Genomic DNA, 19,172 nt, shown 5'->3' with positions numbered 1-19,172 from the left:
TCAGGCTCCCAACGTCCGCAGCCGGCCCAGCACCGCGTCGGCGGTCGGGTCCTCGATGTCGTCGACGATCCGCCCGTCGGCCAGCAGCACGACGCGATCGGCGTAGGAGGCCGCGTTGGGGTCGTGCGTCACCATCACGATCGTCTGCCCCAGCTCGCGTACGCTGCGCCGCAGGAACTCCAGCACTTCCTGCCCGGTCTTCGAGTCGAGGTTGCCGGTCGGCTCGTCGGCGAAGATGACGGCCGGACGTGGCAGCAAGGCCCGCGCGCACGCGACCCGTTGCTGCTGCCCGCCCGAAAGCTGACTCGGCAGGTGCCCGAGCCGGTCGCCCAACCCCAACGTCTCGATCACCGTCGTCATCCAGGCCGGATCGGGCTTGGCCCCGGCCAACTCCAGGGGCAGCAGGATGTTCTGCTTCGCGGTCAACGTCGGCAGCAGGTTGAAGGACTGGAAGACGAAGCCGATGCGGGTACGCCGCAGCCGGGTGAGCGCGGCGTCGCCGAGCTTGGTCAGCTCCTCATCGTGCAGCCGCACCGAACCGCTGGTCACCGTGTCCAGCCCGGCCGCGCAGTGCATCAGCGTCGACTTCCCCGACCCGGAAGGTCCCATGATCGCGGTGAACCGGCCCTCGGCGAAGGTGACGCTGACGCCGTCGAGCGCGCGGACGGCGGTGTCTCCTGCTCCGTAGACCTTCGTCAGTTCGGTAACAGACAATGTCATGGTCGTCGACGCTAATGCGAGGTCAGGCCGGGTCGCGTCGGCTGGAAGACTGCATCCGGCGTACGCCTCAAGTCGTACGCTGGCCAGTCATGAGCGCACGACTGCAGGAGATCGCCCGCCGCACGGTGGCGATCGCGGAAGCCGGTTCCTACCGCACCGAAGCCGGCGCCGAGGTGGACATCGCCGACGCCGTTCGCGCCGCCATCGCCGGTACGCGCCTCTACCTGCCCGACGAGCCGCTGACGCCGATCGGACTGGAGGCGAAGCCGACCATCGAGGTGACGCATGAGTCGACCTTGGTCGCGGCACGCCGTGTCGGCCCGCATGCCGCCGCGCTCAACTTCGCCTCGGCGAAGAACCCCGGCGGCGGTTTCCTCGGCGGCGCGAAGGCGCAGGAAGAGAGCATCGCCCGCTCGTCCGCGCTGTATCCGTGCCTGCTGACGGCCGCTGAGTTCTACGAATTCCACCGAACTCAGCGCGACCTGCGCTACAGCGACCGGGTGATCTTCAGCCCCGGTGTCCCGGTCTTCCGGGACGACAAGGGCAGGTTGCTCGACTCGGCGTACCAGACTTCGTTTCTGACCGCGGCCGCGCCCAACCTCGGCGCCATCCGGCGCAACCAGCCTGACGATGTCGCAGACGTGCCTGCGGTGGTGCTCCGCCGCGCCCGTCGTGTGCTGGAGGTCGCGGCGGCGCACGGGCAGCGCGTGCTGGTGCTCGGCGCCTGGGGGTGTGGCGTGTTCCGCAACGAACCGGCCGTCGTCGCCGACGCCTTCGCCGACGCGCTCGCGGCGGTGCCCTATTTCGACCACGTGGTGTTCGCCGTACTGGATCCGCTCCCCCACACGCCTGTGTACGCCGCCTTCGCCCAACGGTTCGCCGCCTAGGCTGAGCCCATGCGCGACGAGGAGGTCCTGCGACGCCGGTACGCCGCTCAGGGGCTGGCGGAACGGGCTGACAGCACCGTCGCCGACGTGGCCGGGCGGCTGGCCGGGCTGCAGGCGCAGGACACTGCCGCGATGCGGCTGGCGGTGCGGGCTCGGACGCGCGGGCTCACCGCCGACGGCGTACGCGAAGAGTGCGCGAAGCCGGGGAAGCTGGCGAGGACTTGGCTGATGCGGGGAACGCTGCACCTCGTTCCCGCCGTGGACGTGCGCTGGATGGTGAGCGTTTTCGGGCCCAGGAACGTCGCGGCCGGCCGGGGGCGGCGGGCGCAGCTCGGTCTCGACGATCGCATCTGCGAGACGGCGACGGCGAAGCTGCCCGGCATCCTGCGCGGCCGGGCGCTCAGCCGGGCGGAGATCGTGGCGGAGCTCGAGCTGGATCTGCGGGGTCAGGCGGTTCCGCACCTGATGGCGTACGCGGCCGGAAGGGGGCTGATCTGCCGAGGGCCGGACCTCGCCAAGGATGAGCCGGGGTACGTCCTGCTCGACGAGTGGGCGCCGAAGGCGACGCCGCCGAACGATCCGCTGGCGGAACTGGCCCGGCGGTATCAGCAGGCGTTCGGCCCGGCGACGGCGGAGGACTTCGCGACGTGGTCGGGTCTGCCGATCACCACCGTCCGCGAGCCGTTCCAGACCGCACAGTCGGAAGAGTCAGCACAGCTGGACGAGCCCGGCGGAAGCGGGCTGCGACTCCTGGGGGCGTACGACACGTATCTGCTGGGCTATCGCGACCGGTCGCTGATGCTGGATCCCGCGTACGCCCACCGCATCCAGGCGGGTGGTGGAGTGCTGCATCCGACGGTGGTGGTGGACGGGCGGGTCGCCGGCCGGTGGAAGCTCACCGCGGGACGGGTGGTGGTCGAGGCGTTCGACGACATCATCCACAGCAGACGGGACGAGCTGGCCGCCGAGGAAGCCGACCTCGCCCGCTTCCTCATCTCGTGACCGCCGCCGGCCACCCATGCGGATCAGGGTTCCGGGTCGAATCTTGGGCCAAGATTCGACCCGGAACCCTGATCCAGCGCAAAGGAACGGGCCGTGAAGAAGTAACGGTATCTGGTTAAACAAAGTGAAGCCTTGACAGAGCGGTTTGACGAGGCTGAGTATTTCGATGCCCGAGGTATCCCTCAGCCGAAAGGTCCTCCATGAGCAGTCACCCCATCCGGCGACGCGCGCTCCTCGCTGCGGCCGCCGGCGCCGCCCTCACCCCGTGGGTGGGAGTGCCGGCGTTCGCCGCCAACAAGAAGGTCTACATCGACCCCGGCCACGGCGGCACCGATTCCGGGGCGGTCGGCAACGGCCTGCAGGAGAAGGCGCTGACTCTCAACATCGCGCTGCAGGTCCGCGACATCCTGCTGGCGACCTACTCCGGGGTCGACGTACGCATGTCCCGCACGACCGACGCGACGGTGAGCCTCCAGCAGCGTACGGACAACGCCAACGCGTGGGGTGCGGACATCTTCATCAGTGTCCACATCAACTCCGGCGGCGGCACCGGCTTCGAGAGCTACCGCTACCTCACCACCGACGCCGCGACGCAGTCTCTGCACAACGCGATGCACTCGAACGCGTTGGCCGGGATGCGGTCGGTCGCCGCCGTCACCGACCGCGGCCAGAAGACCGCCAACTTCCACGTGCTGCGTGAGACGACGATGCCGGCGATCCTCACGGAGAACCTGTTCATCGACACGGTGGCCGACGCGAACCTGTTGAAGAACGCGGCCTTCCTGACCGCCGACGCGCGTGGGCACGCCAAGGGCATCGCCACCTTCCTCGGGCTGCCGACGAAGACGACCAGCTACAGCACCATCGTGGACAACGCGACCGCGGGCCGGTTCACCGCGAGCGCGAACTGGGGCACCTCGACCTACTCCACGCAGCGCTACGGAGCCGACTACCGCTACGCCGACCCGGTGCTCGCCAGCGACGCCGCCTGGTTCAAGGTGAACATCCCGGAGGCGGGCACCTACAAGGTGGAGGTCTGGCACCCGGGTGTCGCGGGCTACAACACGGCCACGCCGCACGTCGTCGTGACCTCGTCGGGCAATCAGACGATCACCGTCGACCAGTCCACGGGCGGCGGCACGTGGCGTTCGCTCGGGACGTTCGCCATGGCCGCGGGCGACTACAACGCTGTCGGCGTCAGCCGGTGGACCAGCGCCGCGGGCTATGTGATCGCCGACGCCGTCCGGGTCACCCGGGTCTAACGCCCCCGCACGACTTCCGGGATGACGCCCCCCTTCCGCCGCACCGGATCGCGCGTCATCCCGGATCCCTCCCCCGACGACGTCGGGATGTATTGACATCAATAACTGCCGTGGGGACAATCGCGCGTACCGCCCGGTAACAACCGTCCCCCGGAGGAGTCCATGAGTCTCCCGCGCACATCCCTCCTGGCCGCCGCGGCCGCAGTAGCCGCCCTGGTCACCCTTCCCATTGCCACCCCGGCGAGCGCCGCCGCCCCGACCGGCAAGTACGTCGCGCTCGGCGACTCGTTCACGTCCGGTCCCCTCATCCCGACGCAGGTCGACTTGAACTGCGTACGGTCGGATCGGAACTATCCGCATCTGGTCCGGAGCGCGATCGGCTCGTCCGCGTTCACCGACGTCAGCTGCGGCGGTGCGACCACCGGCGACATCCTGAACCCGAGCGACGGCCAGCTCGGCATCACCGTCCCGGCCCAGCTCGCCGCCGTCACCGCCGACACCGCGCTGGTGACCGTGGGCATCGGCGGCAACGACATCGGCTTCTCGGGCATCATCGAAGACTGCGTGAGTGCCAGCTACGCCAAGCCGTTCGGCAGCCCGTGCAAGGACAAGTACACCGCGGGCGGGACCGATCAGCTGCTGACCCGGATCACCGCGACCGCGAGCAAGGTTGCGGCCGTCCTGCAAGCCGTGCACCAGGCCGCACCCAACGCCCGCGTCGTGGTCGTCGGCTACCCGGTCATCGTCCCGGACAGCGGATACGGCTGCTTCCCGGCGGTCCCGCTCGCCTTCGGCGACGTGCCTTACCTGCGCAGCACCGAGAAGTCGCTGAACTCGATGTTGCGTACCACCGCGGCCGCCAACGGGGCGTCTTACGTGGACACCTACACCCCGACCATCGGCCATGACGTCTGCAAGTCCAGCGGGACGCGCTGGGTCGAAGGTCTCATTCCGACGGTGGCCGCCGCGCCGTTCCACCCGAACGCCGGTGGCGAGCAGGCGATGGCGACCGCGGTCAGGGCCGCGCTCTAGGTCCCGGCAGCCGCGGCGCGACGACGGTAACGCGTCATCTTGTCGCGGCTGCCGCAGAGCTCCATCGAGCACCAGCGCCGGCTGCCCGCCCGGGACGTGTCCAGATAGAGCAGCGTGCAGACCTCGCTGGAGCACTCACGCAACCGCTCGCCCTGCGGCCCGCCGAGGAGATCGACGCCGTCGCGGGCCAGCAACGCGAATAGCTGCTCGGCGGTCGGCTCGACCAGCCGCGCGCTCAGGTCCGCGCGCAGGGCGAGAGCCGGCGGGGTCCGCGCGGCCCAGTGGTTCACCAGCTCCAGGTCGGCCCGGGTGGGTCGCTCGCCGAACACCGGCGCGCGCATCAGGCGATACAGCGCTTCGCGCAAGGGGTACGCCTGACGCAAAGCCGTTGTCGTCACCGCCACGGGTGCGTCCGTCAGACCCGATTCGGCGAACCATCGCCCGAGCGTGGCCGCGTCGGGGATCCGCTCGACGGGCGGATCCCGCCAGCGCTTGCCGAGCGTGCCGGTGAAGTCCACCGACGGCCGTCCGGCGACGAATCGGAACGCCGCCTCCTCCGCGATCATGTCACACAGCATAGCCCGGTTACCGGTTCAACTGGTAACGTCCGCGCCATGCGGATTCTTGTCGTGGGAGCCGGTGCGACCGGCGGATACTTCGGGGCGCGGCTGCACGAGGCCGGGCGCGACGTCACCTTCCTGGTCCGGCCGCGACGAGCCGAGCTGCTGCGCGACCGCGGTCTGCGGATCGTCGGGCTCGGCCGGGAGACGGTCGTGACCCCCAACCTCGTCACCGCGCCGGAGCTGGCCGGCCACTACGACATCGTGCTGATGTCGGTGAAGGCCACGACGTTGCCGCAGGCCGTCGAGGACACCGCGGCGGCGGTCGGGCCGCGTACGGCGGTTGTGCCGTTCCTCAACGGACTGGCCCACCTGGACACGCTGACCAAGGCGTACGGGTCGGACGTGGTGCTCGGCGGGGTCGTCCGGGTCATCACGACCATCGGCGCGGAGGGCGAGATCATGCAGCTCGCGCCGTTGGCCGACATGACCGTCGGCGAACCGGCGGGCGGCGTCTCCGATCGGGTGCGGCGGATCGAGGAAGTCCTGTCCGAGGCGGGCTTCGACTTCGCCGTCTCCCCCGACATCATGACGGCGATGTGGCACAAGTGGGTGTTCATCAGCACGCTCGGCGCCCTCAACACCCTGGTACGCGGCACCGTCGGCGAGGCGGTCGACGCCGGCGCGGCGCAGCTCGGCGCACAGCTCGCCGTCGAGGCCGCACAGGTCGCCGAGGCTGCCGGGCACCCGATGCCACGCCCCGCACTGGAGAACGTGATGGCGTTCGTGTCCCGGCCGGGCTCGGCCGACACGGCTTCCCTCTATCGCGACCTCATCGCCGGTCAGCCGACCGAAGCCGAGCAGATCCTCGGCGACCTCACGGCTCGGGCCAGGGCTTTCGGCGTATCGACGCCGCTTCTGGATGTGGCGACCGCGAGCCTGCGCGTGCACGAGAACCGGCTGGCCCACTCCGCCTGATCGTCGCGTCAGCCATGCTGCTTCCGGCAGCGATATGTCCGCTGAAACATCGTGGCCGGCGCGATGATCACCGAGCGTGCGGCGGAGCCTAGCCGCGGGCGAAGGCGGCGGCGACGCTGTCGAAGGCCGCGACCGCGTCGTCGATACGCTGGTCGGTGACCGGCGCCTCGACCTGGGGGTCGAAGCCGGTCATCCCCGTCTCCTCCGTGACCACCGCGGCGACCCGGTAGAGCAGCGTGACCATCCGGCGGGCGGCCTCGCCGGTGTACCAGTACGGCACGTGGAGCTGCGCGGTGTCGGCCTGGCAGACGAGCTGGATCGCGGTCTCCTCATGATCGAGCTCGTCGCCGGACTCGGTCGCGCCGGGCAGGATCTCGCGGACGCGGCCGACGATCCGCCGCCATGTCGCCGGGTCGGCCGGGGCGTCGTCGCCGACGGGCTCGGCGTCCAGGAAGTCCGCCCAGCTCTGGCCCGCTGCCAGCCGAGCGAAGATCACGTCGTAGCTCATGCTAGGAAGATTAGGTGATCACAGGGGAGTTGATCCGGCTACGCGCCTTCGAGCCGGAAGATGCCGACGCGTTGTGGCGCTGGAACCACGATCCGGCGGTCATGCGGTGGATGGATCAGTACTACGTGAACTCGCTCGACCGGGCGCGCCGCGGCCTGGCCGACGCCCAGGCGAACAGCTTCGCCCACGTCCTCTACGCGGTCGAGGTGCTCGCCGACGGCAAGCTCATCGGGCTGGTGCAGTTGCGGGACACCGACGCGGCGGTGGGCTCGGCCGAGCTGGACATCTACCTCGGCGAGAAGGACTACTGGGGCCGGGGATTCGCCACCGACGCGATGCGGACGATCTGCCGCTACGGATTCGACACGATGCGGCTGCACCGGATCGGGCTGACCGTCGTCGAGGCGAACGAGGCCGCCCGGCGGGTGTACGCGAAGGTCGGGTTCGTCGAGGAGGGACGACTCCGGGACGCGTTCCGCCGGGACGGCCGGTGGTACGACAAGATCGCGATGGGGCTGCTGGAGGGCGAGCTCAGCTAGCCTTTCCTGTGGTCTCGGGCGCGGCCTTGCGGTAGAACGTCCGTAGGCCGAGGTAGATCACGACGGCGAACGGCGAGAGCAGGATCGTCAGGATCAGCAGCGGCGACATGATCAGTGCCGGGATGTTCCGCTCGCGGCCGTCCAGATACATCCAGCGTCCGATGAACAGGTCCCAGGCGAGCACCTGCGCCCACACCGCCGAGGTGCCCGCGTCGCTGCTGAGCAGGGTGCGTACGCCGTCGAGGTCGGGGTTCAGCATCTCGGCGGCGAAGTCGGGCAGGATCGGGGCGACGGCGCCGAAGTAGGCGACCAGGACCGGCAGCACGATCAGCGGTGAGGCGATGATCCGGCTGGTCCGGCCCCACTTCGGCAGCAGGATCATCAGCGCCCAGAACGGGACGGTGAGCGGGAAGGCGATCGCGAACCAGGTCACCGGACGGCCGCCACGTTCATCGGAAGGGCGCGTTCGGCCGGGCGTCGCAGGGCCCAGCCGATCCCGGCGAGGACGACGACGCCCAGGACCCCGGCGGCCGCCCAGGTCAGGGCGTCCGGGTGGACGACCGACTGTCCGCGCACGGCCTGCCAGGTGACCAGTGCGGTCAGCCCGGCGTACGCCGTCGCGGCGGTCAGCACGAGCCGCGCCCGGGTCCGGTCGTCGGCCAGCCGGCCGAAGCGCCGGGCGAGCAGGGTCAGGGCCAACGCGAACAGCGGCAGCGCTTGCAGGGCGTGCATGCCGATGAAGTGGCCGACGCGGAGGTCGCCGCCGACCGTGCTCCAGTTGACGAAGGGCAGCCCGTCCCCGCCGTCGGCGACTCCGATCGAGTGCGCGCCGAAGATGCGTTCGCCGCCGTTGGCCGCCGCCTCGACCTGGCCCGGCTTCGGGCGGGTCATGAAGAAGCCTTCGGCCAGCCCGGCGATCGCCACTCCGATGCCCGCGCGGATCGCGTACGCCGCCGGCCGGTCGCCGATCCGTTGCCGGATGAGCTGGATGGCGACGACCGCGGTGGCGAGCCAGAGCACGACGATGCTGACCGCCATCAGCATGAACAGCGCGCCGTCCAGAGTGGTCGCGAAGTTGAAGTGGCTGCGGTGGCCGCGTGCGGCCTGGCCGACGATCGCGGCCATCTCGACGAGCGCGGTGACCGCGATGACGGTGCCCATCGCCGAGGCGAGCCGGCGCTTGGCCAGCAGCGAGATCAGCCAGGCGAGGGTGACCGAATAGATCATGACGCTGACGGCGAACTTCAGTGGCTTCAGCCAGATCGGTACGCCCAGCAGCATGCGGTCGTCGACGCCGAGTCCGACGAGGCACCAGACGGTGAGGGCGGCCATCAGCAAGGCGGTGATCATCAGTGGCGGGTGGAGGCGGATCAGGCGGGACATGACGACTCCCGGTCATAGGTGCCGGATAGTGGCACTTTCCATTATCGGATAGCTTCACTATCCGCCACACGAGTGCGCGCGTCAACCCCGATCTGCCGTAGCGTTCGACTCCCGACCGATGCCTCGTCCACTAGGGGGAAACGTGGCGCACTACAGCCGCATCTCGCAGATCGTCATCGACGCCCCGCCGGAGTCCCACGACGCCGAGACCGCCTTCTGGTCCGGCGCGATCGGCCGCGACCTGCCGGTGTTCCAACGGTTTCCCGACTTCAGCGGCACGAAGCTGACCCCCGACGGGCTCGGCCTGCTCGTGCAGCGACTCGGCGACGGGGCGGCTCGCGTACACCTCGACATTCACGCGACCGATGTGGAGGCGGAGGTGGCCCGGCTTGAGGCGCTGGGTGCCCGTCGCGTACGCCCGTCCGGTCCATGGTGGATCATGCAGGACCCCGCCGGCCTGCTCTTCTGCGTTGTACCGGACGACGATCTGGACGACACGAACGCCCAGCGGTGGGAGTGAGTCAACTTCTTGCACTGACTTACGCCGGAAGTTTCATCAACTGATCGGCTATTGTCTCGTCGCGTACGCGAGTCTTACCGTAGGCCAGTCTCTATCCCCAGCCCCGGAAGAGAGCGGTCTATGCACAGGAAGAAAGCCCTCGCCCTCCTCGCGACCGGCGCACTGGTCGCGAGCGGGGTCGTCGGCGCGTCCCCCGCCGCCGCGGCGAACGGTCCCGTGGTCACGCGGGCCGCGCTCGACCCGGCCCTGGTCGCCGGACGCGGTGCGGCGGTCCCGTTCGCCGAGCAGGAAGCGGAGAACGCCGCCACCACCGGCACCGTCATCGGCCCGAGCCGGCAGGCGTACACGCTGCCAGCGGAGGCCTCCGGGCGGACAGCGGTCCAGCTGACTCCCGGGCAGTACGTCGAGTTCACGCTGCCGGCGACGGCCAACGCCCTCACCGTCCGCTACAGCATCCCGGACGCGCCGACCGGCGGCGGGATCACCGCTCCGCTGGACGTCACGGTGAACGGCAAGAACAAGCGCACCATGACGCTGACCTCGCAGTACTCGTGGCTCTACAACCAGTACCCGTTCAGCAACGACCCCACCGCGGGACTGCTGCACGAGGACTGGTGGATCACCGAGTGCGGCTGCGTACCGGCGTACACCGAACCGAAGCCGGTCATCACCACTCCGTTCCGTCCCATGCACTTCTACGACGAGCAGCGCCTGCTGCTCGGCAAGGCGTACCCGGCCGGAAGCAAGATCCGGCTCACCGCCCCGGCCGGCACGAACGCCGCGTGGACCGTCATCGACCTGCTGGACTCGGAGCTGGTCGGGCTGCCGCACATCGTTCTCAAGGCGGCCAACGTTCTGCTGTTCGGGGCCGACCCGACCGGACGCCGGGAGTCCGCCGACGCGTTCGACCGCGCCATCGCGTACGCGAAGCGCAAAGGCCTGAAGGTCTACATCCCGCCGGGCACGTACCAGGTCAACCGGCATATCGTCGTCGACGACGTGACCATCGAGGGCGCCGGCAGCTGGTACACCATCGTCAAGGGTCACGAGGTGGCGCTGTCCGAGCCCGCGCCGGACGGCTCCGTCCACACGGGAGTCGGCTTCTACGGCACGGACGCGTCTGCCGGGGGCAGCCGCAACGTGCACTTGTCCGGCTTCACCATCGAGGGCGACGTTCGCGAGCGCATCGACACCGACCAGGTCAACGGCGTGGGCGGCGCGATGAGCGACTCGACGATCAGCGGCCTCTACATCCACCACACCAAGGTCGGCCTCTGGTTCGACGGGCCGATGAGCAACGTGACGGTCCGCGACAACGTCATCGCCGACCAGATCGCCGACGGCCTCAACTTCCACGTCGGCGTCACCGACTCGGTCGCGACGAACAACTTCGTCCGCAACACGGGCGACGACGGCCTGGCGATGTGGTCCGAGACGACGGCCAACGCGCGCAACACCTTCAGCCGCAACACCGTCCAGACGCCGACGCTCGCCAACGGCATCGCGATCTACGGCGGCACGGACAACGCCGTCGTGGGCAACCTCGTGGCCGACCCGCTGCGCGAGGGCAGCGGTCTGCACGTGGGCTCGCGGTTCAACGCCACCGCGTTCGCTGGCCGCCTGTCGATCACCGACAACACAGTGGTACGCGCGGGGACGTACGAACTGAACTGGAACATCGGGTTGAGCGCGATCTGGATCTACGCGCTCGACAAGAGCATCGACGCCGACATCCGGGTCACCGGCGACCACTACCTGGACAGCACCTACAACGCGATCATGCTGGTCAGCGACTGGCCGGTGAAGGACCTGTACGGCGTTTCGAACGTCCACTTCGCCGACATCCGCGTGGACGGCACGGGAACCTCGGTGCTCAGCGCCCGGGTCGCCGGGTCGGCCACCTTCTCCAACGTGGACGCCCGCAACGTCGGTGCGGTCGGCATCAACAACTGCGGCACGTTCCACTTCACCCCGGCGGGGTCGGAGTTCTCGGTGACCGATCTCGGCGGCAACGACGGCGGCGGCACCACCGGGCCCTGGATGGCCTCGTGGGAGCTGCCGAACACCATCACCTGTGACGACCGGCCGCCGGTCGTGACGCCGCCACCGCCCTCGCAGTGGTGACAGCACCTCGATGACCGCCGCCTCATCGTCAGCATATGTTGACGATGAGGCGGCGTCAGCATATGCTGACGACATGTCCGAGCTGGCGGAATTGGACGGGGCCGTCCGTGGAGCCGATCCCGACGCGGGGCTGCGAGCCGTCGCGCGGCTGCGACGCCTGGTCGAGCAGCTCGAAGCCGAGCACGTCGCGGCCGCCCGCCGGGCCGGCTGGTCCTGGCGCGACATCGCGCTCCGGCTGGGCGTCACGAAGCAGACCGTGCACCGCAAATACCACGGGGAGGACTGAATGTTCCGCGGCGATCATGCTGACCTGAGCCGAGCCGTCGGCCGGGCGTTCCGGCTCGCCCGCGAGACCGGGTCCGGCCGAGTCGGCAGCGAACACCTGCTGCTCAGCCTCGTCTCCACCGGCGGGCATCTGTCCACGGTGCTCACATCGGCCGGGTTGGCCCCGGCCACCGTCGGCGACGTCGTCGCGCGCTGCGGCCCAGGTGGCGCGGGAGCGGCCGCTGACCGGGCGGCGCTCGCCGTCCTCGGTGTCGACCTGGACTCCCTCCTCGGCCTGTCCGGTCCTGCCCTCCTCGACCAGCCGCCTCGACGGGAACCGTTGTTGCCATTGGGCGCGCGTCAGGCCCGTCGGCGGTCCGCCGCAATGGATCCACCGCTCGGATTGGACGCGCAGGCGGCATACGAGGCGTCGCTGCGGCTGGCGCTGGCCCGGCGCGAACGCGACCACCGGCCGGAACACCTCGCCCTGACCCTGGTCGCCGTCGACCCCGGGATCGCCTGGCTGCTCGCCGACCTCGGCGTCGCTCGGGCGGCCCTGCTCAGCGCTCTCACGGCCGCGTACCCGCCGCCGCACCGGAACCTGATCCTCCGCGCCGACCGACGCTGGGGACGCCGCGCCCGCAGCCGTGACCTGGTACGCCGCTACGAGCGCACCACCGGCCGCACCGCCACCGCCGGTGCCCTCCCGGCAGCGGTGGCCGCCAGTTGATCAGGGATACGCGGGAACGATCAGGCTTCTGTGGACGTGACACCGGTCGATCACGACCGTTAGTCCATGATCGCGCGGAAAGGGGGGTGGGCGGGGCGGGCGGAGGCGAGCGTTAGCGGGTTGGCGCTGAGAGGCGGAGGACGGCGACGCCGCGTGGCTCCAGTTCGACCGCTCCCCCGGCGACCTTGCCCGCCAACGGTTGCCCGGCCAGTCCCGCGACGGTCACCGGCCGGGCGGTCCGGTTGATCAGGAAGGCGTACCGGGTGTCCTGCTGCCGGCGTACCACCAGCTCCACCTGGCCGCGGACGGAAGCGGGCAGGTCGCTGGCGAGACCCGCCGCGAACACCAGGTCGCCCAGCACCCGCGTGAGACCCGCGGGCCCCAGCCGCGTCGAGACGTATGCCGCGGAGCCGGACCCGGTGACGCGACGCGTGATCGCCGGATATCCGGCCAGCTCGCCGTCGGTGTAGCGAGCCAGCGCCGAGACGTCCTTCGCCGTGTCGACGCGCTCGGACCAGGTGGTGCCGGTCAGCCCGTTGTCGAGCCGGGCGATCTCCGGGTCGAGCAGCGGGGCGAACTCCTCGACCCGGATGCCGAGCAGGTCACGCAACGCCCCCGGGTAGCCGCCGAGCCAGATGTGGTCGTGCTCGTCGACGACGCCGGAGAAGTAGGTGGTGATCAGGTGACCGCCGGATTCGGCATAGGCGGTCAGCTCTTTGGCGGCCGGCTCGCTGAGCATGTGCAGCATCGGTGCGACGACCAGCCGGTACGCCCCCAGCGGCGTGCCGTGCGGCACGACGTCGGCCCGGATGCCGAGGTTGAGGAACGCGGTGTACCAGTCGAGCGCCTCCTGCCGGTACTTCAGCCGATTGGTGGGGTGCGAGTCGGCCTCGACCGCCCACCACGACTCCCAGTCGAAGACGATGGCGGCGGGAGCCTGCTCCCGGACCGCCCCGGCGACCGGCGCGAGATCGCGCAGCGTCGCGCCGAGCCGAGTCACCGAACGGAAGACGGCGCTGTCCTCTCCAGCGTGCGGAACCATGGCCGAGTGGTACTTCTCGGCTCCGGCCGCGGACTGCCGCCACTGGAAGAAGCAGACGGCGTCCGCCCCGTGCGCGACATGCGTCAGCGAGTCGCGGATCAGCTCGCCCGACTTCTTCGGCAGGTTGACGGGCTGCCAGTTCACGGCGCTGGTCGAGTGCTCCATGAGGAACCAGGGCCGGCCGCCGGCGATGTTGCCGGTGAGGTTGGCCGAGAAGGACAGCTCGTCCTGGGCCTGCGGCCCCGGCACGACGTAGTGGTCGTTGGAGACGAAGTCGACGTCGCCGGCCCAGGCCGCGTAGTTCATGGTCTTCATCTCGCCCATCACCATGAAGTTCGTGGTGATCGGCACGTCTGGGGTGTACTGGCGCAGCAGATCCCGTTCCGCCCACAGGTAAGCCCGCAGCGCGTGGTCGGAGAAGCGCTTGAAGTCCAGCTGCTGCGTCGGGTTCGGGTGGGTGGCGGCCAACCGCGGCGGCAGGATCTCGTCCCAGGTCGCGTACTGCTGGGACCAGAAGGCGGTGCCCCAGGCGTGGTTCAGCGCCTCGATCGTGGCGTACCGGTCGCGCAGCCAGACACGGAAGGCCCGCGCGGCGTCGTCGGAGTAGTCGTAGACGTTGTGGCAGCCCAGCTCGTTCGACACGTGCCAGGCGACCAGCGCCGGGTGGTTGCGGTAGCGCTCGGCCAGCTTCTCGACCAGTGCCAGGGCGTACTGCCGGAAGACCGGTGACGTGGGCCGCCAGTGCTGCCGCCCGCCCGGCCAGACCGTCTCGCCTTGTGCGTTCACCGGCAGGATCTCCGGATGCTTGGCGGTCAGCCACGGCGGCGGCGAGGCGGTCGCGGTGGCCAGGTCGACGCCGATCCCGTTGGCGTGCAACAGCTCCATGACCTCGTCCAGCCAGCCGAAGTCCCACCGGTCCTCGGCGGGCTGGATCTTGGCCCAGGAGAAGATGCCGAGCGAGACGACGTCCACGCCGGCTTCACGCATGAGGCGTACGTCCTCCTGCCACACCTCACGAGGCCACTGCTCCGGGTTGTAATCGGCGCCGTACGAGATGCGCGGCGCGGCGCCGGAGGGGCGGCGCAGCCACTGTGGGGCGGTCACGGTGGTGCTCTCCTTGCAGATTGGTCAAGAGTGCCGCGGGCGGGTGGCAGCCCGCCCGCGGCCAGGGGTGGATCTGATCAGCGACGGCTTCAGTTGACGGTGAAGCCCTGCTCCTTGCCGTACTTGACGGAGGCGTCCTGCCACGCCTTGAGACCGTCGGCCAGCGTCGTGCTGGACACGTACGCCTTGCCCACGGTGTCGTTGAAGATGCTGTTGGCGTAGACCTGGAACGGCAGGTAGGACCAGCCGGTCACGACGCCCGAGGCGGCCGCCGCCAGGACCTCGTTGACCTTCTGGCCGCCGAAGTACGGGAACTCCTTGTTCTTGAACGCGTCGGCGTTGACCTGCTCGACGGTCGCCGGGAAGGCGCCGTTGTCGACGCGGATCTGCGCGCCCTCGCCGGTGGTGGCGTACTTCATGAAGCCGTAGGCCAGCGCGTTGTTCTTGCCGAGCTTCGGGATGGCCAGGCCGCTGCCGCCGTTCTCGGCGGTCGCGGTGCCGCCCGCGGTCCACTGCGGCATCGGCGCGACGCGCCACTTGCCCTTGGCCGCCGCGACGCCCGACTCCAGGTTGGCCGGCATCCACGCGCCGATGATGAGGGTGGCGATGGTGCCGTCGCCCAGGCCCTTGTACCAGGCGTCGCTCCAGCCGCTGATCGGCGCGACCAGCTTGTCGGTGACGAGCTGCTGCCAGAGGGTGGCGAACTTGGTGGAGCCGTCGTCGGCCAGGTTGATCTTAACGTTCGAGCCGTCGACCTGGAACGGCTTGCCGCCGGCCTGCCAGATCATGCTGGTGGTGAAGCCGGCGTCACCGGTGTCGCTGGTGATGTACGCCTTCGGGTCGGCCGCGTGCAGCTTCTTGGCGGCGGCGACGTACTCGTCCCAGGTCGCCGGGACGGCGATGCCGTGCTTGTCGAAGACTTCCTTGTTGTAGAACAGCGCCATCGGGCCGGAGTCCATCGGCAGGCCGTAGGTGACGCCGCCAGACTTCACCGACGCCCACGGGCCGGGGGTGAAGGTGCCGTCGAGGGAGTTCGCGCCGAACCCGGAGAGGTCGACCAGGGACTTGCCCAGCGCGAACTGCGGCAGCGCGTAGTACTCGATCTGGGCCAGGTCCGGTACGCCGGAGCCGGCGGAGATCGCGTTCTGGAGCGCGGTGTACTGCTTGTCACCAGTGCCTGCGTTCACCAGGTTGACCGTGACCTTCGGATACTTCGCCTGGAACGCGGTGACGACCTGCTTCAGGGTGGTCTCCCAGGCCCAGACCGTCAGCGTGCCGCCGGCGGCGAGCGCGGCGTCGACGTCGTTCGCCGAGACCGTGGGGCTGTCGCCCTTGTCGTCGTCGGAGCCGCAGGCCGCGAGAGCGGCGGTGGCGGCGGCCGCGGTGCCGAACGCGGCGGCGCCCCGGAGGAATGCGCGTCGGTTGATCGTCATGATGGTCCTCTCAAGGGATGGTGCGATAAATCAGGGAACGGTGAACGGAGTCAGTCCTTGACGCCACCGGCGGCCAGACCGGACTGCCAGTAGCGCTGGAGGAGCAGGAACGCGGCGAGCAGGGGCAGGATCGTGAGCAGCGATCCGGTGATGACGAGGTTGAAGACGGCCTGCCCGCCGGAGGTCGCGGCCTGGTCGTTCCAGGAGTTCAGGCCGAGCGTCAGGGGATACCAGTCCGGATCCTTGAGCATGATCAGCGGCAGGAAGTAGTTGTTCCAGGTCGCGACCATGGTGAACAGCGACACGGTGACGATGCCCGGCGCGAGCAGCGGTACGCACACCTTCCAGAAGGTCCGCAGTTCGCCGGCGCCGTCGACGCGGGCCGCCTCGATCAGCTCGCCCGGGATGGCCTCGGCCGCGAAAGTCCACATGAGATAGAGGCCGAACGGCGAGATCAGCGACGGGATGATCACCGCCCATGGCGTATTGGTCAGGCCGAGCTTGGAGAACATCAGGAAGGTCGGCACCGCCAGCGCGGTCGTCGGCACCGCGACCGCCCCGATCACGACGGCGAACACCGCCCGCTTGCCGAAGAAGTCGTACTTCGCCAGGGCGTACCCGCCGAGGGTGGCGAGCGCGGTCGCCCCGCCCGCGCCCAGCGCCACGTAGAGCACCGTGTTGAGCAGCCAGCGGACGAACACGCCGTCGTCATAGGTGAGCGTGTCGCGGATGTTGGTGAAGAACGCGAAGTCGCCGGAGAACCACAGCCCGAACGAGTCGAACAGGCTCGCCTGGGACTTGGTCGAGTTGATGAACAGCCACACCAAGGGGACGAGGCTGTACAGCAACATGACGGCGGTCAGGGCGGTCAGCAGGGGGCTGCGCTTGCGCGCGCGGGCCGTCGTCACGACTGACGCTCCTTCCGCAGGCCACGCAGTTGGACGGCGTACGCGACGATGGCGGTCAGCAGCGCCATGACGATCGCGACCGCGGCGGAGTAGTTGAACTGCTGGCCGGCGAAGGACAGCGAGTACGCGTACATGTTGGGGGTGTAGTAGGTGGTGATCACGTTCGGCGCGAGGCTCTTGAGGATCGCGGGCTCGTTGAAGAGCTGGAAGGTGCCGATGATCGAGAAGATCGTGGCGATCAGCAGCGCGCCCCGGATGCCGGGCAGCTTGATCGAGCGGATGACCCGGAGCTGACTCGCCCCGTCCAGCTCGGCCGCCTCGTAGAGGGTTCGCGGGATGACCTGCAGGGCGCTGTAGAAGATCAGCATGTTGTAGCCGACGAACTCCCAGGTCACGATGTTGCCGATGGAGGCCAGCAGCCAGTCGGGGCCGAGCGGGTTGGGCAGCGACCAGCCGAACGCGTCGTTGATGTTGCCGATGAGGCCGAACTGCGGCCCGTACATGAAGCCCCACATCAGCGTCGCGACGACGGCGGGGACCGCGTACGGCATGAAGATCGTCACGCGGAAGAACGACTTGCCGTAGAGCCGGCCGCTGTCGATCGCCAGCGCCACCAGCAGCGCCAGGAACAGCATGATCGGCACCTGGACGCAGAGGAACAGCGCGACCCGGCCGAACGAGGACCAGAACTGCGGGTCGGTGAAGACGTTCTGATAGTTCTCCAGCCCGACGAAGCTCGTGCCGCCGATGAGCTTCGTGCGGAAGAAGCTCAGGTAGATCGCGTACGCGATCGGGGCGAGGAAGACGAAGGCGAAGACGGCCATGAACGGGCCGACGAACGCCCATCCCGTCCAGCTCCGGCGTCGCCTCGCCGCCCCGGACCGGCCGGGTGGACCGGAGCGTTGGATCGCGGGAGGCGCGAGGACCGCCATGTCCTCCTCCTTCTCAGACTTCGCCGGTAGGATCGCTGATGTTTACGTAAACATAGCGCGCCACCTGGCGCTTCATCCTGTGACCTTGCTGGATGTTTACGTAAACATCGGCGCGGTGATACTGTCACCGGGCCACCGGGCACGTCAAGCGCGGGTTTCGGATTCGTTACGGGAGGGCGGGACGATGGCAAACGCTCGGCGGGTGTCGATGGCTGATGTCGCGCGCGTCGCCGGTGTGTCGTCGCAGACGGTCTCCCGGGTCTCCAACGGCAGCCCCGGCGTCGTCGACACCACGCGAGAGCAGGTCCTGGCGGCCATGCGGGAACTGGGCTACCGCCCCAACAGCGCGGCCCGCGCGCTCAAGCGCGGCGCGTTCCGGACCATCGGCGTGATCCTCTTCTCGCTGGCCAGCACCGGCAACAGCCGCACGCTCGAGGCCATCGCCACGCACGCCGCCCACGAGGGGTACGCGATCACGCTGATCCCGGTCGCGGTGCCCACGCAGGACAGCGTGCTCGGGGCGTTCACCCGGCTCGGCGAGCTGGCAGTGGACGGGATCATCGTGATCATGGAGGTTCACCTGCTCGACGCGGCCACCGTGACGCTCCCACCCAACGTGCAGGTCGTCGTGGCCGACTCGGACGCGGGCGAGCTTTACAGCGTCGTCGACACCGATCAGGCCGACGGCACCCGCCAAGCCGTCGCGCACCTGCTGGACCTCGGCCACGAAACCGTGTGGCACGTCACCGGCCCCGGGGAGTCCTTCGCCAGCAACCGCCGGGCGCTCGCCTGGCGCCAGACGCTCGAAGCGGCCGGCCGTCCCGTTCCGCCGCCGCTGTCCGGCGACTGGTCGGCCGAGTCCGGCTACCAGGCCGGACTCCGCCTCGCCGACGAACCCGGCTGCACCGCGATCTTCGCCGCCAACGACCAGATGGCCCTCGGCATCCTGCGTGCGCTCCACGAACGGGGCAAGTCGGTCCCAGAGGACGTCAGCGTCGTCGGCTTCGACGACATCCCCGAGGCGAACTCCTTCATCCCGCCGCTCACCACGGTCCACCAGGACTTCGCCGAGGTCGGCCGACGGTGTGTGCAAGGCGTGCTGCGGCAGATCGAGCGCGCCGAACACGAGACGGGCACCACCCTCGTCCCGACGCGGCTGGTCGTCAGGTCCAGCACCGCCCCGCCTCGCGCCTGACGCCGTCGCCTCGGCGCTCCCCCGTTTGCGCTCCCCAGTTTGCGCTCCC

Annotated in this window: 20 protein-coding genes; 11 read left to right on the top strand and 9 right to left on the bottom strand. The window is 69.5% G+C overall.

The window, feature by feature from the left end:
• Positions 1-720 carry an ABC transporter ATP-binding protein gene (locus AB0H43_RS14465; protein WP_359999785.1) on the bottom strand — a complete coding sequence of 240 codons (720 nt, stop codon included), beginning with the start codon at positions 718-720 and terminating at the stop codon, positions 1-3.
• A gap of 89 nt (positions 721-809) precedes the next feature.
• Here AB0H43_RS14465 and AB0H43_RS14460 point away from each other — a divergent pair, with 89 nt between their 5' ends.
• From AB0H43_RS14460 to AB0H43_RS14445, 4 genes are all read left to right on the top strand, one after another.
• Complete coding sequence (locus tag AB0H43_RS14460) at positions 810-1,607, top strand: TIGR02452 family protein (RefSeq protein WP_359999784.1); 798 nt, start codon at positions 810-812, stop codon at positions 1,605-1,607.
• A 9-nt stretch (positions 1,608-1,616) separates the two neighbouring features.
• Positions 1,617-2,609 (top strand): winged helix DNA-binding domain-containing protein, encoded by a 993-nt coding sequence (locus AB0H43_RS14455; RefSeq protein WP_359999783.1) that lies wholly within the window; start codon positions 1,617-1,619, stop codon positions 2,607-2,609.
• A gap of 200 nt (positions 2,610-2,809) precedes the next feature.
• Positions 2,810-3,871 (top strand): N-acetylmuramoyl-L-alanine amidase, encoded by a 1,062-nt coding sequence (locus AB0H43_RS14450; protein WP_359999782.1) that lies wholly within the window; start codon positions 2,810-2,812, stop codon positions 3,869-3,871.
• Between the two features lie 162 nt (positions 3,872-4,033).
• Positions 4,034-4,903 (top strand): SGNH/GDSL hydrolase family protein, encoded by an 870-nt coding sequence (locus AB0H43_RS14445; RefSeq protein WP_359999781.1) that lies wholly within the window; start codon positions 4,034-4,036, stop codon positions 4,901-4,903.
• On the opposite strand, the gene AB0H43_RS14440 is transcribed toward AB0H43_RS14445, so the two are convergent.
• Entirely contained in the window at positions 4,900-5,469 is a 570-nt protein-coding gene (locus tag AB0H43_RS14440; protein WP_359999780.1) for an ABATE domain-containing protein, read from the bottom strand. The two genes, AB0H43_RS14445 and AB0H43_RS14440, sit on opposite strands and share 4 nt — an antisense overlap.
• 48 nt (positions 5,470-5,517) lie before the next feature.
• On the opposite strand from AB0H43_RS14440, the gene AB0H43_RS14435 reads away from it, so the two are divergent.
• The gene (locus AB0H43_RS14435) at positions 5,518-6,441 is read left to right on the top strand and encodes a ketopantoate reductase family protein (RefSeq protein WP_359999779.1); all 924 of its coding nucleotides are present in this window, start codon (positions 5,518-5,520) and stop codon (positions 6,439-6,441) included.
• A gap of 88 nt (positions 6,442-6,529) precedes the next feature.
• Here the strand turns inward: AB0H43_RS14435 and AB0H43_RS14430 are convergent, their stop codons facing one another.
• Positions 6,530-6,949: a hypothetical protein gene (locus AB0H43_RS14430; protein ID WP_359999778.1), complete on the bottom strand. Its 420-nt coding sequence runs from the start codon at positions 6,947-6,949 to the stop codon at positions 6,530-6,532.
• 14 nt (positions 6,950-6,963) lie between these two features.
• Between AB0H43_RS14430 and AB0H43_RS14425 the strand changes: the two genes are divergently transcribed.
• A complete protein-coding gene (locus AB0H43_RS14425; RefSeq protein ID WP_359999777.1) occupies positions 6,964-7,488 on the top strand; it encodes a GNAT family protein in 525 nt (174 codons plus the stop codon).
• On the opposite strand, the gene AB0H43_RS14420 is transcribed toward AB0H43_RS14425, so the two are convergent.
• Both AB0H43_RS14420 and AB0H43_RS14415 read right to left on the bottom strand, forming a co-directional pair.
• Positions 7,481-7,921, bottom strand: a complete 441-nt coding sequence (locus AB0H43_RS14420; protein ID WP_359999776.1) for an ABA4-like family protein — start codon at positions 7,919-7,921, stop codon at positions 7,481-7,483. The two genes, AB0H43_RS14425 and AB0H43_RS14420, sit on opposite strands and share 8 nt — an antisense overlap.
• Positions 7,918-8,871 (bottom strand): hypothetical protein, encoded by a 954-nt coding sequence (locus AB0H43_RS14415; protein ID WP_359999775.1) that lies wholly within the window; start codon positions 8,869-8,871, stop codon positions 7,918-7,920. Before AB0H43_RS14415 ends, AB0H43_RS14420 begins: the two co-directional genes overlap by 4 nt.
• A 142-nt stretch (positions 8,872-9,013) precedes the next feature.
• Between AB0H43_RS14415 and AB0H43_RS14410 the strand changes: the two genes are divergently transcribed.
• From AB0H43_RS14410 to AB0H43_RS14395, 4 genes are all read left to right on the top strand, one after another.
• Positions 9,014-9,391, top strand: coding sequence for a VOC family protein (locus AB0H43_RS14410; protein ID WP_359999774.1), 378 nt, complete (start codon positions 9,014-9,016; stop codon positions 9,389-9,391).
• Positions 9,392-9,511: 120 nt separating this feature from the next.
• The gene (locus AB0H43_RS14405; RefSeq protein ID WP_359999773.1) at positions 9,512-11,515 is read left to right on the top strand and encodes a glycosyl hydrolase family 28-related protein; all 2,004 of its coding nucleotides are present in this window, start codon (positions 9,512-9,514) and stop codon (positions 11,513-11,515) included.
• A 73-nt stretch (positions 11,516-11,588) separates the two neighbouring features.
• Positions 11,589-11,801 (top strand): hypothetical protein, encoded by a 213-nt coding sequence (locus tag AB0H43_RS14400; RefSeq protein WP_359999772.1) that lies wholly within the window; start codon positions 11,589-11,591, stop codon positions 11,799-11,801.
• A complete protein-coding gene (locus tag AB0H43_RS14395) occupies positions 11,802-12,509 on the top strand; it encodes a Clp protease N-terminal domain-containing protein (RefSeq protein WP_359999771.1) in 708 nt (235 codons plus the stop codon).
• Between the two features lie 112 nt (positions 12,510-12,621).
• On the opposite strand, the gene AB0H43_RS14390 is transcribed toward AB0H43_RS14395, so the two are convergent.
• From AB0H43_RS14390 to AB0H43_RS14375, 4 genes are all read right to left on the bottom strand, one after another.
• Positions 12,622-14,655 carry a beta-galactosidase gene (locus AB0H43_RS14390; protein WP_359999770.1) on the bottom strand — a complete coding sequence of 678 codons (2,034 nt, stop codon included), beginning with the start codon at positions 14,653-14,655 and terminating at the stop codon, positions 12,622-12,624.
• 89 nt (positions 14,656-14,744) lie between these two features.
• On the bottom strand, positions 14,745-16,088 hold the full coding sequence (locus AB0H43_RS14385) for a sugar ABC transporter substrate-binding protein (RefSeq protein ID WP_359999769.1): 1,344 nt from the start codon (positions 16,086-16,088) through the stop codon (positions 14,745-14,747).
• A gap of 50 nt (positions 16,089-16,138) precedes the next feature.
• Positions 16,139-16,939, bottom strand: coding sequence for a carbohydrate ABC transporter permease (locus AB0H43_RS14380; protein WP_359999879.1), 801 nt, complete (start codon positions 16,937-16,939; stop codon positions 16,139-16,141).
• Between the two features lie 53 nt (positions 16,940-16,992).
• Complete coding sequence (locus AB0H43_RS14375) at positions 16,993-17,928, bottom strand: sugar ABC transporter permease (protein WP_359999768.1); 936 nt, start codon at positions 17,926-17,928, stop codon at positions 16,993-16,995.
• A 208-nt stretch (positions 17,929-18,136) separates the two neighbouring features.
• Here AB0H43_RS14375 and AB0H43_RS14370 point away from each other — a divergent pair, with 208 nt between their 5' ends.
• Positions 18,137-19,123, top strand: coding sequence for a LacI family DNA-binding transcriptional regulator (locus AB0H43_RS14370; RefSeq protein WP_359999878.1), 987 nt, complete (start codon positions 18,137-18,139; stop codon positions 19,121-19,123).
• Positions 19,124-19,172: the final 49 nt, after the last annotated feature.

It is taken from the genome of Hamadaea sp. NPDC050747 (assembly GCF_040654195.1).
GTDB lineage: Bacteria > Actinomycetota > Actinomycetes > Mycobacteriales > Micromonosporaceae > Hamadaea.
This window is presented reverse-complemented; position numbering and strand designations above follow the sequence as displayed.

Excerpts from the sequence above, each read along its gene's own strand:
- AB0H43_RS14465 (WP_359999785.1), bottom strand. The coding sequence starts at position 720 with ATGACATTGTCTGTTACCGAACTGACGAAGGTCTACGGAGCAGGAGAC.
- AB0H43_RS14460 (WP_359999784.1), top strand. The coding sequence starts at position 810 with ATGAGCGCACGACTGCAGGAGATCGCCCGCCGCACGGTGGCGATCGCG.
- AB0H43_RS14455 (WP_359999783.1), top strand. The coding sequence starts at position 1,617 with ATGCGCGACGAGGAGGTCCTGCGACGCCGGTACGCCGCTCAGGGGCTG.
- AB0H43_RS14450 (WP_359999782.1), top strand. The coding sequence starts at position 2,810 with ATGAGCAGTCACCCCATCCGGCGACGCGCGCTCCTCGCTGCGGCCGCC.
- AB0H43_RS14445 (WP_359999781.1), top strand. The coding sequence starts at position 4,034 with ATGAGTCTCCCGCGCACATCCCTCCTGGCCGCCGCGGCCGCAGTAGCC.
- AB0H43_RS14440 (WP_359999780.1), bottom strand. The coding sequence starts at position 5,469 with ATGATCGCGGAGGAGGCGGCGTTCCGATTCGTCGCCGGACGGCCGTCG.
- AB0H43_RS14435 (WP_359999779.1), top strand. The coding sequence starts at position 5,518 with ATGCGGATTCTTGTCGTGGGAGCCGGTGCGACCGGCGGATACTTCGGG.
- AB0H43_RS14430 (WP_359999778.1), bottom strand. The coding sequence starts at position 6,949 with ATGAGCTACGACGTGATCTTCGCTCGGCTGGCAGCGGGCCAGAGCTGG.
- AB0H43_RS14415 (WP_359999775.1), bottom strand. The coding sequence starts at position 8,871 with ATGTCCCGCCTGATCCGCCTCCACCCGCCACTGATGATCACCGCCTTG.
- AB0H43_RS14405 (WP_359999773.1), top strand. The coding sequence starts at position 9,512 with ATGCACAGGAAGAAAGCCCTCGCCCTCCTCGCGACCGGCGCACTGGTC.
- AB0H43_RS14400 (WP_359999772.1), top strand. The coding sequence starts at position 11,589 with ATGTCCGAGCTGGCGGAATTGGACGGGGCCGTCCGTGGAGCCGATCCC.
- AB0H43_RS14395 (WP_359999771.1), top strand. The coding sequence starts at position 11,802 with ATGTTCCGCGGCGATCATGCTGACCTGAGCCGAGCCGTCGGCCGGGCG.
- AB0H43_RS14385 (WP_359999769.1), bottom strand. The coding sequence starts at position 16,088 with ATGACGATCAACCGACGCGCATTCCTCCGGGGCGCCGCCGCGTTCGGC.
- AB0H43_RS14380 (WP_359999879.1), bottom strand. The coding sequence starts at position 16,939 with ATGTTGCTGTACAGCCTCGTCCCCTTGGTGTGGCTGTTCATCAACTCG.
- AB0H43_RS14375 (WP_359999768.1), bottom strand. The coding sequence starts at position 17,928 with ATGGCGGTCCTCGCGCCTCCCGCGATCCAACGCTCCGGTCCACCCGGC.
- AB0H43_RS14370 (WP_359999878.1), top strand. The coding sequence starts at position 18,137 with ATGGCTGATGTCGCGCGCGTCGCCGGTGTGTCGTCGCAGACGGTCTCC.